At 68.5% G+C, this 14,088-nt stretch carries 18 protein-coding genes; 8 read left to right on the forward strand and 10 right to left on the reverse strand.

Translation table 11 applies throughout. The features are described 5' to 3' along the window. Positions 1–33: 33 nt before the first annotated feature. The 5 genes from ACIA12_RS32400 to ACIA12_RS32420 form a co-directional block, all read right to left on the reverse strand. A complete protein-coding gene (locus tag ACIA12_RS32400) occupies positions 34–1,065 on the reverse strand; it encodes a 4-hydroxy-3-methylbut-2-enyl diphosphate reductase (RefSeq protein WP_396371014.1) in 1,032 nt (343 codons plus the stop codon). 42 nt (positions 1,066–1,107) lie between these two features. After that, positions 1,108–1,743: a response regulator gene (locus ACIA12_RS32405; protein ID WP_396371015.1), complete on the reverse strand. Its 636-nt coding sequence runs from the start codon at positions 1,741–1,743 to the stop codon at positions 1,108–1,110. After that, a complete protein-coding gene (locus ACIA12_RS32410) occupies positions 1,740–2,945 on the reverse strand; it encodes a sensor histidine kinase (protein ID WP_396371016.1) in 1,206 nt (401 codons plus the stop codon). The genes ACIA12_RS32405 and ACIA12_RS32410 overlap by 4 nt, the downstream gene beginning before the upstream one ends. A gap of 10 nt (positions 2,946–2,955) precedes the next feature. Then, a complete protein-coding gene (locus tag ACIA12_RS32415; RefSeq protein ID WP_396371017.1) occupies positions 2,956–3,363 on the reverse strand; it encodes a hypothetical protein in 408 nt (135 codons plus the stop codon). Positions 3,364–3,583: 220 nt separating this feature from the next. Further along, positions 3,584–4,093: an HAD domain-containing protein gene (locus tag ACIA12_RS32420; RefSeq protein WP_396371018.1), complete on the reverse strand. Its 510-nt coding sequence runs from the start codon at positions 4,091–4,093 to the stop codon at positions 3,584–3,586. 58 nt (positions 4,094–4,151) lie between these two features. On the opposite strand from ACIA12_RS32420, the gene xseA reads away from it, so the two are divergent. Both xseA and ACIA12_RS32430 read left to right on the forward strand, forming a co-directional pair. After that, positions 4,152–5,366, forward strand: a complete 1,215-nt coding sequence (gene xseA, locus ACIA12_RS32425; RefSeq protein ID WP_396371019.1) for an exodeoxyribonuclease VII large subunit — start codon at positions 4,152–4,154, stop codon at positions 5,364–5,366. Continuing rightward, entirely contained in the window at positions 5,363–5,593 is a 231-nt protein-coding gene (locus tag ACIA12_RS32430) for an exodeoxyribonuclease VII small subunit (RefSeq protein ID WP_396371020.1), read from the forward strand. Before xseA ends, ACIA12_RS32430 begins: the two co-directional genes overlap by 4 nt. Here the strand turns inward: ACIA12_RS32430 and ACIA12_RS32435 are convergent. Further along, complete coding sequence (locus ACIA12_RS32435) at positions 5,590–6,216, reverse strand: TetR/AcrR family transcriptional regulator (protein WP_396371021.1); 627 nt, start codon at positions 6,214–6,216, stop codon at positions 5,590–5,592. The two genes, ACIA12_RS32430 and ACIA12_RS32435, sit on opposite strands and share 4 nt — an antisense overlap. Before the next feature lie 41 nt (positions 6,217–6,257). On the opposite strand from ACIA12_RS32435, the gene ACIA12_RS32440 reads away from it, so the two are divergent. Both ACIA12_RS32440 and ACIA12_RS32445 read left to right on the forward strand, forming a co-directional pair. After that, positions 6,258–6,857, forward strand: coding sequence for a flavodoxin family protein (locus ACIA12_RS32440; protein ID WP_396371022.1), 600 nt, complete (start codon positions 6,258–6,260; stop codon positions 6,855–6,857). Beyond that, the gene (locus tag ACIA12_RS32445) at positions 6,857–7,177 is read left to right on the forward strand and encodes a DMT family transporter (RefSeq protein WP_396371024.1); all 321 of its coding nucleotides are present in this window, start codon (positions 6,857–6,859) and stop codon (positions 7,175–7,177) included. Before ACIA12_RS32440 ends, ACIA12_RS32445 begins: the two co-directional genes overlap by 1 nt. On the opposite strand, the gene ACIA12_RS32450 is transcribed toward ACIA12_RS32445, so the two are convergent. Both ACIA12_RS32450 and ACIA12_RS32455 read right to left on the reverse strand, forming a co-directional pair. Next, positions 7,174–7,848, reverse strand: a complete 675-nt coding sequence (locus ACIA12_RS32450) for an NTP transferase domain-containing protein (RefSeq protein ID WP_396371025.1) — start codon at positions 7,846–7,848, stop codon at positions 7,174–7,176. The genes ACIA12_RS32445 and ACIA12_RS32450 overlap by 4 nt on opposite strands. Positions 7,849–7,968: 120 nt before the next feature. Beyond that, complete coding sequence (locus tag ACIA12_RS32455; protein WP_396371026.1) at positions 7,969–8,586, reverse strand: DUF4245 domain-containing protein; 618 nt, start codon at positions 8,584–8,586, stop codon at positions 7,969–7,971. A gap of 62 nt (positions 8,587–8,648) precedes the next feature. On the opposite strand from ACIA12_RS32455, the gene glpX reads away from it, so the two are divergent. From glpX to ACIA12_RS32470, 3 genes are all read left to right on the forward strand, one after another. Further along, entirely contained in the window at positions 8,649–9,683 is a 1,035-nt protein-coding gene (gene glpX, locus ACIA12_RS32460; RefSeq protein ID WP_396371027.1) for a class II fructose-bisphosphatase, read from the forward strand. A gap of 97 nt (positions 9,684–9,780) precedes the next feature. After that, positions 9,781–10,731, forward strand: a complete 951-nt coding sequence (locus tag ACIA12_RS32465) for a carbohydrate kinase (protein ID WP_396371028.1) — start codon at positions 9,781–9,783, stop codon at positions 10,729–10,731. A 4-nt stretch (positions 10,732–10,735) separates the two neighbouring features. Further along, the gene (locus tag ACIA12_RS32470; protein WP_396371029.1) at positions 10,736–11,242 is read left to right on the forward strand and encodes a hypothetical protein; all 507 of its coding nucleotides are present in this window, start codon (positions 10,736–10,738) and stop codon (positions 11,240–11,242) included. A gap of 28 nt (positions 11,243–11,270) precedes the next feature. Here the strand turns inward: ACIA12_RS32470 and ACIA12_RS32475 are convergent, their stop codons facing one another. Continuing rightward, positions 11,271–11,981 (reverse strand): DUF1707 domain-containing protein, encoded by a 711-nt coding sequence (locus ACIA12_RS32475; RefSeq protein ID WP_396371030.1) that lies wholly within the window; start codon positions 11,979–11,981, stop codon positions 11,271–11,273. Positions 11,982–12,146: 165 nt separating this feature from the next. On the opposite strand from ACIA12_RS32475, the gene ACIA12_RS32480 reads away from it, so the two are divergent. Next, positions 12,147–13,814 (forward strand): fumarate hydratase, encoded by a 1,668-nt coding sequence (locus ACIA12_RS32480; protein ID WP_396371031.1) that lies wholly within the window; start codon positions 12,147–12,149, stop codon positions 13,812–13,814. 32 nt (positions 13,815–13,846) lie between these two features. Here ACIA12_RS32480 and ACIA12_RS32485 read toward each other — a convergent pair whose 3' ends face one another. Further along, entirely contained in the window at positions 13,847–14,011 is a 165-nt protein-coding gene (locus ACIA12_RS32485) for a hypothetical protein (RefSeq protein ID WP_328328179.1), read from the reverse strand. Positions 14,012–14,088: the final 77 nt, after the last annotated feature.

Below are 14,088 nucleotides of genomic sequence, written 5' to 3' on the forward strand. Positions count from 1 at the left end.
GGGCCTGACCACACGGGTCAGGCCGGACCGAGGTCAGGCGTGGTCGGACGTGCCTGTGGTCGCCATCCCGGCGGCCTTCAGGTCGGTACGAAGCTCACGCGGCAGTGAGAACACCAGGCTCTCCTCCGCCGTCGTGACCTCCTCCACCTCCCCGTACCCGCGCTCGGCCAGCCAGCTCAGCACGTCGCGCACCAGCAGCTCCGGCACGCTCGCCCCGCTGGTGACGCCGACCGTGTCGACACCCTCCAGCCAGGCCTCGTCGATCTCGGCCGCGTAGTCGACCAGGTGACCGGCCTGCGCCCCGTGCTCGAGCGCCACCTCGACCAGCCGGACCGAGTTCGAGGAGTTGCGCGAGCCGACCACGATCATCAGGTCGACGTCCGGCGCCATCTTCTTGACCGCGACCTGCCGGTTCTGGGTGGCGTAGCAGATGTCGTCGCTCGGCGGGTTCTGCAGCTTCGGGAACCGCTCGCGCAACCGGCGTACGGTCTCCATCGTCTCGTCGACCGAGAGGGTGGTCTGGGACAGCCAGACCACCTTCTCCGGGTCGCGGACCTCGATGTTCGGGACGTCGCCCGGGCCGTCCACCAGGTGCACGTGCTCGGGCGCCTCACCGGCGGTACCGATCACTTCTTCGTGTCCGTCGTGGCCGATCAGCAAGATGTCGTAGTCGATCGCGGCGAACCGCTTGGCCTCGTGGTGCACCTTGGTGACCAGCGGGCAGGTCGCGTCGATCGTCTTGAGCTGCCGCGCCGCCGCCTCCTGATGCACGATCGGGGCGACGCCGTGCGCGGAGAAGATCACCGTCTGGCCCTCGGGCACCTCGTCGGTCTCGTCGACGAAGATCGCGCCGCGCGCCTGCAGCGTGGAGACGACGTGCTTGTTGTGCACGATCTCCTTGCGCACGTAGACCGGCGGGCCGTAGAGGTCGAGCGCCTTCTCGACCGCCACCACGGCCCGGTCCACGCCCGCGCAGTACCCGCGAGGGGCCGCAAGCAGCACCCGCTTGGTCTTCAGCGCGGTCGGAGTTCCGGTGGTCTCAGGCTGGGCAGTCACGACCCCCATCGTACGGGCCGTAGCTGAACACCCCACCCGCCGTGGTGGACATCACGGTCCGGACAGCAGGCCTCGCTTGAAGCCCTCGGCGACCGCGGCGGCCCGGTCGTTCACGCCGAGCTTGAGGTACAGATTCAGCAGATGGCTCTTCACGGTGGCCTCGCTGATGAACAATCTGACCGCCGTCTCGCGGTTCGTGTTGCCCGCCGCGACCAGCTCCAGCACCTCGATCTCACGCTGGGTGAGCGGGCCGGCCTCCGGCGTACGCACCCGGTTGACCAACCTGCTCGCCACACTCGGCGACAGCACGGACTCCCCCGCCGCAGCCGCCCGCACCGCACGGAGCAACTCGTCACGAGGCGCGTCCTTCAACAGATACCCGGTAGCCCCAGCCTCGATCGCCGGAACCACGTACGTGTCGGTGTCATAAGTCGTCAGCACCAGAACCCGCGCGGCACTCCCCTGCTTGGCCAGCTCGGTGATCGCGGTCAGCCCGTCCATCCCCGGCATCCGCAGATCCATCAGAATCACGTCCGGCTGAAGCTCCTTGGCCAGGGCGAGCGCCTCGGCGCCGTCAGCAGCCTCACCCAGTACTTCGAAATCGGGGTCGCGCGCGAACATGCCGCTCAACCCGTCGCGCACGACCGGGTGATCGTCCGCGATGAGCAGCTTGATCGGGCCGCTCATCGTTCCCCGCGCAACACGGGGACGCTGGCCGAGATCGCAGTACCGGCGCCTGGCTCCGACTCGATCTGGAGGCAGCCATCCAGGGCCTCGATCCGCTGCCGCATCGCGATCAACCCGAACCCACCTTCCCCGTCGACCTCTCCAGCCACGAATCCCTTGCCATCATCGCGGACGTCCAAGGCGATCTTGTTTTCCAGGTAGGACAGTGTCAGGCCGACTCGGCTCGCCTGCGCATGTTTGGCGACGTTGGCCAGCGCTTCCTGAGCAGTGCGGAGCAGGGCCAGCTCGGCATCGGGCGGCAGCGGGAGCGTGGTACCGGTCGTTGTCACTTGTACGTCGATGTTGTGCAGTGCTGTCCATCGCTTGGCGACGTCGGCCAGTGCGTCGCTGAGGCGGGCGCTGTCGAGTGAGCCGGGGCGGAGCGCGTGCACGGATCGCCTTGCTTCGTTGAGGCTTTCCCTCGCCAAGGTGATCGCGGCCTCGACATGACGGCTCGGTTTGTTCTCAGCCGCCTGCAGCTGGGTGATGATCCCGGTCAGCCCCTGCGCGAGGGTGTCGTGGATCTCCCGCGCCATCCGCTGCCGCTCATCCAGTACGCCGGCCTCGCGGGCCTGGTCGAGTAGTTGCTGGTGGAGTTTCGCGTTCTCGGCCAGCGTCGCCTCGAGCCGGCGATTGGCCTCGCTGACGTCCTGCAGAGCGTGCTGGCGGGCGTCGTTGCGTTGGTCCTGCTGCCGGTTGAGCCAGGCGAACCCGGTCATCGGCAGGATGTTGGCGAGCAGTACGGCGAAGAAGATCGCGAGTCCGACCGTCGTCGATTTGTCGACCGTGGATGCCTGTGCCGCGCCGGCGAGGGATGCCACGGCGGCGACACCGAGCAGCTCCCACGGCCAGGGCAGGACGCCGAATGCGTAGAAGTAGGCGGCCGGGGTGAAGAAGCCGAACCAGGGGTCGCGGTGGATGAGTACGCCGATGATGATCAGCAGACCGGTGACGAAGACCAGCATGTGCGGCGTACGGTCTCGCCACTGAGGATGCAGGGTGAAGATGCCCAGCATCCAGAGCGCTGCCAGGGCGCAGAGGCCGAGGTCGATCGCGAGCGAGCGTGGCTCGGAGTGCTTGATAATGACCGTGCCGACCGCGAGCACGGCCAGCAGAACATAGGGCACGACGGTGACCAACCCTGGCCAGCGACGTTCCTCCACGATTCGCACCTTACCCGCGGTCGAAGGCAGTTCGCAGGTGCTTGCCGTTGACAACCAGTACGACGCCGAGCAGCAGCAAGCCGCAGACGCCCTGCTCGATCTTGAGCCAGACCGGGAAGTCGCCCGGGATCGCGATGATGACCGCGATCGCGACCAGCATGATCGCCGAGACGAGGCGGAGCCGCAGGAACGACCGGCCGTGCCCACGCGCTGCCCGGGCGGCGAAGGTGGTCATCAACGCGGCGCTGCCGACGACGATGACGGTCCGCACCCAGACGGCGTCGGTGACGACCGACGGGTGATGCCGAAGGATGACGACCGCCACCACCGTGAGCACGCTCAGCACCAGATAGCCGGCGACCAGCGCCCTGACAGTCCGGAAGGCGGCGGTGTGGGTTGCTTCGAGCTGTGTGGTCATACGTCGAGCCTGACAGCCGTACCGGCGTCCGCGCATCGACCGATGCACCCGTTCGCAGGCCAACCGACCGGCTGAGGGTCCGGATCAGCCGATCGGTTGGTTCATTGCCTACAGCAAACAAAAAGGAGCCGCCCGCCCTGTCCGGGCGACTCCTCTCCAGGAGGTGTTCACCCCTCAAGAATGCGCCCAGCCAGCCTTCCACGCAAAGGATTTACGCCACTCAGACGTTGTCCTCGCCCCACACCCTGATCGCGGCGAAATCCGCCGGTGCCAGTCCCCGGTTCGCCTCGACGCGATGCAGCCGGAATGCGCCGACCCCTGGCGTCGATTCGAGGAGCATCCGGTCGTACCGGTTGATCTCGTCGTCGATCCAGACGAACGGACGGCTGCCCACCCAGCGCGCGACATGTGGCGTCTTCCAGGAGCGGCGGCTGCGCTCGGCTCCGGCTCGTGCGTCCGGCGGCCAGCAGATCACCGGAAGATCAGCGGGCATCCCGAGCCTCGGCGCGATGAGCCGATTGGCGCCATCCTCCCAAGTGGTGGCCCACACCAATTCGAAGATGTCTGCCAGCGCAGTCAACTCGACTCCGTGCTGCTGGTTGAGCAGCAGCTTCCAGGTTTTCTCGCCCTCGACGATCTCCTCCAGCCGGTACCCGGGTGGGATCGTCTTCGCGCGGTACGGATTGAGCGGGCCGTCGACGTCGAGCAGGAGGTACGGGCGGGGCTCCATGTTCGCAATGTACTGGGGGTTGGCGGGGATTGTCGGTCGGGCACCGTAGAGTCGCCGGGTGGCATTGGAGACCTCGCCGGAAGCGCCTGCAGCCGTTCGCACGATCGCGAACGGCATTGCCGGCTGGATCAACCAGCTCGGCGCCGTCTGGGTCGAGGGGCAGCTGACCGACGTCTCGATCGGGCGCGGGACGACGACCGTGTTCGGCACCCTGCGCGACACCGATGCCGACATCTCGCTGCGCTTCACCTGCAACCGGCGCGTCTTCGAGGCGGTCGATCCGCCCGTCACCGATGGCTCCCGCGTGGTGGTGAACGCCAAGCCCAACTTCTTCGCCCGGCGCGGCACCCTCGCGCTCGCGGTCAGCGAGATCCGGCACGTCGGCATCGGCGAGCTGCTCGCCCGGATCGAGCGGCTGAAGCAGTTGCTCGCCGCCGAAGGGCTCTTCGAGGCGTACCGGAAGAAGAAGCTGCCGTTCCTGCCGCACACGATCGGGCTGATCTGCGGCCGCGACTCGGCCGCGGAGCGCGACGTGCTGGAGAACGCGAAGCGCCGCTGGCCGGCGGTCGCCTTCCGGATCGAGTACGCGTCGGTCCAGGGTCCGGCCGCGGCCGGCGAGGTGATGAACGCGCTTCGCAAGCTCGACGGCGACGAGTCGGTCGAGGTGATCGTGATCGCCCGCGGCGGCGGCTCGCTCGAGGACCTGCTGCCGTTCTCCGACGAGGGGCTGATCCGGGCGGTCTCCCAGGCCAGTACTCCGATCGTCAGCGCCATCGGCCATGAGCCCGACTCGCCGCTGCTCGACCTGGTCGCCGACCTCCGCGCGTCGACCCCGACCGACGCCGCCAAACGGATCGTGCCGGACGTACGGGAAGAGCTCGACGGCGTACGGCTCCTGCGCGAGCGCGGTCTCCGGGCCATCCGTGGCTGGCTCGACCGCGAGACCCACGCGCTGGCCGCCATCCGCAGTCGCCCGTCGCTGGCCGCGCCGACGACAGATCTGCAACGCCGCGCCGATGAGATCGCCGCCCTGGTCGACCGCAGCCGCCGCACGCTCACGCATCGCCTGGACCGCGCCGGCGACGACCTGGCTCACCGCCTGGCGAGCGTACGGGCCCTGTCCCCCAAGGCAACTCTCGAGCGCGGCTACTCCGTGCTCCAACTGGCCGACGGCACCGCAGTACGGGAGATCGCCCAGGTATCGGCCGGCGATGTCCTCAACGCCCGGGTCAGCGACGGCCGCTTCGACGTAGAGGTAAAGGAAAGCAAATGACCAAGAACGCCGAGCCGGCAGCCCGCCCCGAGCTCTCCTACGAGCAGGCCCGCGAGGAACTGGTGGAGGTGGTCCGCAAACTGGAAGCCGGCGGCACCACGCTCGAAGAGTCCCTGGCGCTGTGGGAACGCGGCGAAACCCTCGCCACCACCTGCCAGCAATGGCTCGACGGCGCCCGCAAACGCCTCGCCGAGGCACAAGCCGCCCACGAAGAGAAGGCCAATTAAGCGGTCAGCAACGCGGTAGTCGCAGCCACCAGACCTGCCTGCATGCGGGCGAGGTCGAAGCCTTCTTCACGCAGCGCCTGATGGAGGTCGGCGGCGAGCGGCGCGAGGATGAAGTGCGCCGTGTAGTCGGCGTCGAAGTCCGGCCGCGCTTCCTCCACCAGCATCGCGACATGCCGGTGCCACAACCGGTACGAACCGATCCGGTACCGGGCGCCGTCTGACGCGTTCTCGCTGTCGGCGAACAGCTCGACATGCCGATCCAGCAGCTCCGTGTACGCCGTCAGGAACGCGGTCACCCGCTCGACGGCCGGCGCCCCCGGCCCGAGCGGCGGCGGACCGCTCAACAGCTTGCCCTGCAGCTCGACCTCCCGCTCGTCGAGCAGCGCGACCGCCAGCCCGGCCCGGTCGCCGAAGCGCCGGAAGACGGTGCCCTTGCCGACCCCCGCCTCGATCGCGATCGCGTCCACCGACACGTTCTTCACGCCGTGCTCGGCGAACAGTCGCTCCGCCGCCTCCAGCACCTTCAGCCGGTTGCGCCGGGCGTCGGCCCGCTCCGGGCGTGGTTCCCCCAGGACCGGCAGACTCCGTTGTGAAACGGACCGTGGTCCGCTATCGTCGTTCATAAGACGGACTGTAGTCCGCTCAAGACCTTGGAGGAAGCACCATGAGCAACACCACCGCCCGGATCGCGGTCGCGTACCACTCGGGCAACGGCCACACCGCGAGGCAGGCGCAAGCCGTCGCGGCGGGCGCTGCCGAAGTACCGGGAGCTGTCGCTGACCTGGTATCGCTGGACGAACTGACCGATGAGGTGTGGGAGCGGCTCGACGCCGCCGACGCGATCATCTTCGGTACGCCGACGTACATGGGCAGCCCGAGCGCCGTCTTCAAGGCGTTCGCCGAGGCCAGCGTGAAGGTCTGGGCCGCCGACCTGGGCTGGCGGGACAAGATCGCGGCCGGCTTCACCAACTCGAAGGCGATGTCGGGCGACAAGCTGAACAGCATCGTCGACCTCGCCGTGTTCGCCGCGCAGCACGGGATGATCTGGGTCGGCCTGGACATCTACCCGGGCTGGGCCGAGTCGACCGCGAGCATCGAGGATCTGAACCGGCTCGGCAGTTGGCTGGGCGCGATGGCGCAGTCCGACGCCGACCTGTCCGCGGAGAAGGCGCCGCCGGAGACCGACCTCCGTACGGCGGCGGCTCTCGGCGCCCGGGTCGCGACCGTCACCCTGCGGCACCAGCGCGGGTCGCTGGCGGCCTGATGGCCTGGCTCGTACTGATCGTGGCGGCCGCGTTCGAGATCGCCTTCGCGGTGAGCCTGAAACCGAGCGACGGGTTCAGCCGCTTCTGGCCGACTGCCGGCGTACTCATCTTCGGCATCATCTCGGTCGTCCTGCTCTCGAAAACCCTCGACCGGCTACCGGTGGGCACCGCCTACGCCGTCTGGACAGGCCTCGGCTCACTCGGCGTCGTCACCCTAGGCGTCCTCTTCTTCAACGAACCACTAACCCCGGCCCGCCTCGCCTCCATCACGCTCATCGTGGTGGGTGTAGTAGGCCTCCGCCTGGCCGGCGCCGACTAGACGCGGCGGCGGCGGAGGGTGCGGCGGGTGATTCGGCCTCGGGTGGGGACGGCGGCGGGTGGGACGACTGGGGGGTCGACGCCGAGGGTGTCGGGTTGGGCGACGAGGGACTGGTAGTCGTCCCAGCTGTCCACCCGCAGCGGAATGTTGCCGACGGCATCGACATCGGTGACCGGGTGGCTGCCGGTGCCGATCACCGACCAGATGTCCTGGTCGTTGCGCAACTGCCGCAGCTCGCCGAACAGCTCCCGCCCGAACCAGCACGGATTGCCGCGGCCGTTCTCGTACCGGCTCACCCCGATCGGCGTCGACGGCCCGGCCACCTCCGCGACCAGCGACCAGACAGTGGCCGAGGTCACTCCGGGTTGATCACCGAGCATGATCACCAGTCCGTCGGTACGCCGGTCCACCACGTCCAGCGCGGGCACGATCGACGAGCTGCCGGTGTCGGCATGCGGCGACTCGACCACCCGCGCGCCGTCCAGATCGACCCGCTCGCGTACCTGCTCCGAAGCAGTCCCCAGCGTCACGATCAGCTGGTCGAAACCACACTCCCGCGCCGTCTCCAGCGACGCGCCGAGCAGCGTCTCACCCTGGTACGCGAGCAGTTGCTTGGGTACGCCGAGCCGCGGCGACCCTTCGGCGGCGAGCACCAGACCGGTGACGAACACGGCGGCCTCACCCCTCGACCTGGCACAACGAACTCATCCCAGGTCCCTTCGCCGGCGCCAATCCGACGATTGCACAACGCGGGGCAACGCCGTGTCAACGGCTGAATAACCCCGGCGAATTCACTTCAAGGTGGCGGCAAACGTTTCAAGTGCTTGATATCCGGCATTTCCGGTGACGATCGTGGTGACCCCGGAGCCGACCAGCAGCAGGGCCTGCTCGCCCTCCCGGTCGGTCAGCGTCTTGCGCTGCCAGACGACGCCGTCCACGGTCGAGGTGCCGTCGTCGGCGGTCCGGCCGAGTTTGTCCGCCGGAAACCCTTTGCTGGTCACGTTGGACTGCTCCAGCCCGACGTATTTCTTCTGGTCGGTGACAATTCCGAGGTGCCAGCTGATCGGGCTTTGCTGCGGCGCCCGGAATTCGACGCTGGTCGCCTTCCAGCCGGCCGGCATCGGCTCCGGCCCGCGGATCCAGGAGGCGGCCTTGCGGGCGTCGGCCAGCTGCGCGGTGTACTCGACCTCGCGGACCTTCTCCGTCTTCGGCCGCCAGGTGACGATCATCAGGAACGCCACCACGATGAAGCAGGCCAGCAGCGCCCAGAACATGTTGGTCAGCGTCCGCGCCTTGGCCCGGTCGATCTTGTTCTGCGCACGGTAGGCCAGCGCCTCCTCGCGCGCCCTGGCCTTCTCCGCCTGGGCCAGTGCCTGCTCCCGGGTCGGCCCTTCACTCGTCGAACTCATGCCACCAGTGTCCCCCGAGACCGCCAACTCGCCGACACCGGTCGTTGGCTACGATCCGTGGCATGAACGACCCGTCCACGCCCCCTGCCCATCTCGAGGTCGACGAGCACGCCCCCGACCGCAACCTGGCCCTGGAGCTGGTCCGGGTCACCGAGGCGGCCGCGATGGCCGCGGGCCGGTGGGTCGGCCGGGGTGACAAGAACGGCGCCGACGGCGCGGCCGTGAACGCGATGCGGACCCTGATCGGCACGGTCGGGATGAACGGCGTGGTGGTGATCGGCGAGGGCGAGAAGGACAACGCCCCGATGCTCTACAACGGCGAGCAGGTCGGCTCGGGCGAGGGCCCGGAGTGCGACGTCGCGGTCGACCCGGTCGACGGTACGACGCTGGTCGCCAAGGGGATGGCGAACGGGATCGCCGTGATGGCGGTGGCGCCGCGCAACACGATGTACGACCCGTCGGCCGTTTTCTACATGGAGAAGCTCGTGGTCGGCCCGGAGGCCGCCGACGTGGTCGACATCCGGCTGCCCGTCGCCGAGAACATCCGCCGGGTCGCAAAGGCGAAGGGCTCGCCGGTCGACGACGTCACCGTCGTACTGCTCGACCGGCCGCGGCACGACGAGCTCGCCACGCAGATCCGGGCGACCGGGGCGCGGATCAAGTTCATCAGCGACGGTGACGTCGCGGGCGCCGTCGAGGCCGCGCGGCCGGACACCGGCCTGGACATGCTGATCGGCATCGGCGGTACGCCGGAAGGCATCATCGCGGCCTGTGCGATGAAGTGCATGGGCGGGATGATCCAGGGCCGGCTCTGGCCGAAGGACGACGAGGAAAGGCAGAAGGCACTGGACGCGGGCCACGACCTCGACCGGGTGCTGTCCACGGACGACCTGGTCAGCGGTGACGACTGCTTCTTCGTCGCGACCGGCATCACCGACGGCGAACTGCTCCGCGGCGTCCGATACCGCAGCTCGATCGCGCGCACCCACTCGCTGGTGATGCGCTCACGCAGCGGCACGATCCGCAGCATCGAGAGCGAGCACCAGCTGTCCAAGCTGCGCGCCTACTCCGCGATCGACTTCGAGCACGCCCGATGACGGTGCTGTTGTACGCGCCCCCGGCGCCCGGGTCATCGGGGTTGACCTCCCGGCCTTCCCTCGTCGCTTCGCTCCTCAGTCCGGTCCGGGAGGCCCGATGACCACTCCGGTACTCGTCATTGGTGAGGCGCTGGTCGACATCGTCTCGAGCGGGAACGGGAACGGGTCCGGGCGGAACGGCAAGAACGGGTCGAAGGCGACGCCCGGCGGGTCGCCGGCCAACGTGGCGGTGGGGCTGGCGCGACTCGGGTTGCCGACCGAACTCGTCACCCGCTTCGGCACCGACCCGTACGGCGATCAGCTCGGCGCTCATCTGTTCGGCAACGGGGTCCAGCTCTCCCCTGGCTCGGTCGACCCGACGTTCCGGACCAGTACTGCGACGGCCACGCTCGACGCCGCAGGCGTTGCGTCGTACCGGTTCGACATCGCCTGGGAGCCGCCGGCGCTGTCGCTGCGACGCGGCTGCCCTGCCGTGCATACCGGCTCGATCGCGACGGTGCTCGAGCCGGGCGCGGCGGCGATCCGGACGTTCCTCGCCTCGCTGGCCGATCAGCCCGTCACGGTGACGCTCGATCCGAACGCGCGCCCGACGATCACGCCCGACGCGGAGAGCACCTGGGCGGCGGTACGGGTGCTGGCGGCGTCGGCTGATCTGGTGAAGCTGAGCGACGAGGACTGCGAGTTCCTGCGACCCGGGATGTCGCCCGACGAGATCGCGGCCGAACTGCTGTCGATTGACCGGACCAAGTGCGTCGTGATCACCCGCGGCGGCGAGGGCGCGATCGGAATCAGCCGGGGCGCGCGGGTCGAGGTGAGCGCACCGGCCATCAAGGTGGTCGACACGGTGGGCGCGGGCGACTCGTTCATGTCCGCGCTGATCGCCGGCCTGCAAGCACGCGGCCTGCTGGGCGACGTACGCCTCGAAGGCCTGGACGAGCAAACCCTCCACGACGTCGTCGACTACGCGGTCAAGGCGGCCGCGATCACCTGCACCCGCCACGGCGCCGACCCGCCAACCGCGGCCGAACACACCGCGACCTGGGGCTGACGGCTTGAGTACCGCGGACACCTGGTCGGCCGAACTCGAATCCACCGGCCAGGTGATCTTCCCTCAACGCCGCAACCGCCTCTGGGTCCGCGCGGCGGTCGCGGCCTTCTTCTTCAGCAACTCCCTCTGGTCGCTGATCGCCCACATCCGCGCCGACGACATGACCGGCGTGGTCGCCGTACTACGAATCACCTCATTAGGCGCCTTCGTCTACTTCCTGGCGATCACCGCCTGGCAACTTGTCACCCGCCGCCCGGTACTGACCGTCAACCGTGCCGGCGTCCAACTCGGCAAACGCGGGCGGTTCGTCCCCTGGCACGAGATCGCCCGCATCGACGACCCACCCGTCGCCTCCTTCGCCCCCGGCCTCCGCAGCATCCAACTCCAGCCCACCGACCGCCACGGCTCCCGAGCCCTGGCCATCAACCACGAATTCGCCGCGGACCTGATGAAACTGGCCGCCTGGCTACGAACCCTCCACGCCAACCAAACCCACCCCACCACCGGCTGACCCAGTCCAAGCTCAACCGGCCGGGAGATCAGGTCAGGCCGAGGCGTTTGGTGAGGCGGGGGCCTCGTTTGATCTTGATTTCGCCGAGGATGGCGGTGCCGCGGATGTGGAAGATCTTGGGGGCCGACGGTGGTTCCTCGACGGCGCCGAGGACCGAATCCTGCTCGGAGACCGAGCCGAGGATCGGGTTGCTGTCGAGGTGGACGATCGCGTTGCGGGGTACCCGGATCTTCACGTCGGCGAGGATCGACTTCACGTCGATGTAGATCTCGTTGTACGGGACCTGCGCCTCGGTGTAGTCCAGCGTGACGTCGCCGAGGACCGCGTTGACCTCCTGGCGCTGAGGCGCGATCCAGTTGCCGATGCGCTTCTGGTCGGACAGGAAGACGTTGATGACCGGGGCGTGCACCGTCATCCCAGGACCGGGGCTGGCATGGCTGACCGGCGCGATAGCGGCCGCGCCCGCAGCGAGGGTCGGACCGTTGGGGAGATCGGAGGCGATCTCGACCAGCTCGCCGTACGTCTTGGCGGAGTACAACGTCTCCAGCCGGTCCTCGAGCTCGGTGTAGCTCAGCCGGCCCTCGCCCGCGGCCTCCCGCAGTACGTCGGCGACCTCTTCCCGCTCGAGATCCGACACGCGTCTGCGCAGCGCCAGCTCGTCAGCGCTCGGGGCGGCCACGCTGTCCTGGCGAGGCGTGTCCTGCGGGCGGTTCGGCTGGGAGAACTCATTGTCGGCCACACCAAAACTCTACGCGCGGCACCGGTTCCCCGCGGATAAGTCAGATCCCCGAATCCACCCTGAGCACACCCTGAGCAGCCGCTGTACCGGCCCGTCGGCGCGGGTTCGCCGGCCCGGAACTACGCTTATGGGGTTCTGAGACCACTTGCCCTGGAGGTACGCCCGGTGTCCGCCGACTTCAACTACTCCGAACTGCTCCCGCTGGGTGCCGACGACACGGAGTACCGGCTCCTCACCACCGAGGGAGTGAGCACGTTCAGCGCGGGCGGCCGCACCTTCCTGCAGGTGGAGCCCGAGGTGCTGCAGCAGCTCACCGCCGAGGCGATGCACGACATCTCGCACTACCTCCGTACTGCGCACCTCACCCAGCTCCGGCGCATCATCGACGACCCGGAGGCGTCCGGCAACGACCGGTTCGTCGCGCTCGACCTGCTGAAGAACGCGAACATCTCGGCCGGCGGCGTGCTGCCGATGTGCCAGGACACCGGCACCGCGATCGTGATGGGCAAGAAGTCCGAGGGCGTGCTCACCGGCGCGGTCGACGAGGAGTGGATCAGCCGGGGCGTGTACGACGCGTACACCAAGCTCAACCTGCGCTACTCGCAGATGGCGCCGCTGACCATGTGGGACGAGAAGAACACCGGCTCGAACCTGCCGGCCCAGATCGAGCTGTACTCCACCCCCGGCGGCAGTGGCGATCCGGCGTACAAGTTCCTCTTCATGGCCAAGGGTGGCGGCTCGGCGAACAAGTCGTTCCTGTTCCAGGAGACCAAGGCGGTGCTCAACCCGGACGGGATGATGAAGTTCCTGGACGAGAAGATCCGCTCGCTCGGTACCGCCGCCTGCCCGCCGTACCACCTGGCGATCGTGGTCGGCGGCACCTCCGCGGAGTACGCGCTGAAGACAGCGAAGTACGCGTCGGCGCATTACCTCGACGCGCTGCCGACGACGGGATCGCCGCTGGGGCACGGGTTCCGCGATGTGGAACTGGAGGAGAAGGTCTTCGAGCTGACCCAGGAGTTCGGGATCGGCGCGCAGTTCGGCGGCAAGTACTTCTGCCACGACGTCCGGGTGATCCGGCTGCCACGGCACGGCGCGTCCTGCCCGGTCGCGATCGCGGTCTCCTGCTCGGCGGACCGGCAAGCGCTGGCGAAGATCACCCCCGAGGGCGTCTTCCTGGAGCAGCTCGAGCGCGACCCGGCGCGGTTCCTGCCGGACACGACCGATGAGCACCTGAGCGACGACAGTGACGTCGTACGGATCGATCTGAACCGGCCGATGGCGGAGATCCGCACCGAGCTGTCCAAGCTGCCGGTGAAGACGCGGCTGTCCCTGAACGGGCCGCTGGTGGTCGCCCGCGACATCGCGCACGCGAAGATCAAGGAGCGGCTCGACGCGGGCGAGCCGATGCCCCAGTATCTGAAGGACCACGCCGTGTACTACGCCGGCCCCGCGAAGACCCCCGAGGGCTATGCCTCCGGATCTTTCGGCCCGACGACGGCCGGCCGGATGGACGCGTACGTCGACCAGTTCCAGGCCGCCGGCGGCTCCTTCGTGATGCTTGCCAAGGGCAACCGCTCGGCCAAGGTCACCGCGGCCTGCAAGGAGCACGGTGGCTTCTACCTCGGCTCGATCGGCGGACCGGCCGCCCGGCTGGCGCAGGACTGCATCAAGTCGGTCGAGGTGATCGAGTACGCCGAACTCGGGATGGAAGCGGTCTGGAAGATCGAGGTCGAGGACTTCCCGGCCTTCGTCGTGGTCGATGACAAGGGCAACGACTTCTTCACCGACACGCGCAAGCCGGTCCCGCTGACCGTCCGGCCACGCAGCTGAGCCGCTGGCCCACCGCCGGCTGGGGCGGTGGGCTAGCTGGCGTTGGCGGCGGTTGTGGCCGGGTCGGGGAGTTTGATCATCAGGTGCTTGGCGGCACGGAGCAGGTCGGCCTCGTTGTGACCGAAGGCCTGGAGGTACGAGCGCAGGGCAGATCGCAGCAGCCTGAGCTCCTCGTCATTCAGTTCGATGGTGTGCATGTTTTTCACGGTAAACCCGCTACCGCCAGAAAGCGCCGCCCGTGACCGACCCGTTGCTCAGCCGCCTCCACACCCAC

This window comes from Kribbella sp. NPDC051620 (genome assembly GCF_044453825.1).
Lineage (GTDB): Bacteria > Actinomycetota > Actinomycetes > Propionibacteriales > Kribbellaceae > Kribbella.

Excerpts from the sequence above, each read along its gene's own strand:
- ACIA12_RS32435 (WP_396371021.1), bottom strand. The coding sequence starts at position 6,216 with ATGAACGACGATAGCGGACCACGGTCCGTTTCACAACGGAGTCTGCCG.
- ACIA12_RS32400 (WP_396371014.1), bottom strand. The coding sequence starts at position 1,065 with ATGGGGGTCGTGACTGCCCAGCCTGAGACCACCGGAACTCCGACCGCG.
- ACIA12_RS32445 (WP_396371024.1), top strand. The coding sequence starts at position 6,857 with ATGGCCTGGCTCGTACTGATCGTGGCGGCCGCGTTCGAGATCGCCTTC.
- ACIA12_RS32420 (WP_396371018.1), bottom strand. The coding sequence starts at position 4,093 with ATGGAGCCCCGCCCGTACCTCCTGCTCGACGTCGACGGCCCGCTCAAT.
- ACIA12_RS32465 (WP_396371028.1), top strand. The coding sequence starts at position 9,781 with ATGACCACTCCGGTACTCGTCATTGGTGAGGCGCTGGTCGACATCGTC.
- glpX (WP_396371027.1), top strand. The coding sequence starts at position 8,649 with ATGAACGACCCGTCCACGCCCCCTGCCCATCTCGAGGTCGACGAGCAC.
- ACIA12_RS32405 (WP_396371015.1), bottom strand. The coding sequence starts at position 1,743 with ATGAGCGGCCCGATCAAGCTGCTCATCGCGGACGATCACCCGGTCGTG.
- ACIA12_RS32415 (WP_396371017.1), bottom strand. The coding sequence starts at position 3,363 with ATGACCACACAGCTCGAAGCAACCCACACCGCCGCCTTCCGGACTGTC.
- ACIA12_RS32440 (WP_396371022.1), top strand. The coding sequence starts at position 6,258 with ATGAGCAACACCACCGCCCGGATCGCGGTCGCGTACCACTCGGGCAAC.
- ACIA12_RS32430 (WP_396371020.1), top strand. The coding sequence starts at position 5,363 with ATGACCAAGAACGCCGAGCCGGCAGCCCGCCCCGAGCTCTCCTACGAG.
- ACIA12_RS32485 (WP_328328179.1), bottom strand. The coding sequence starts at position 14,011 with ATGCACACCATCGAACTGAATGACGAGGAGCTCAGGCTGCTGCGATCT.
- ACIA12_RS32455 (WP_396371026.1), bottom strand. The coding sequence starts at position 8,586 with ATGAGTTCGACGAGTGAAGGGCCGACCCGGGAGCAGGCACTGGCCCAG.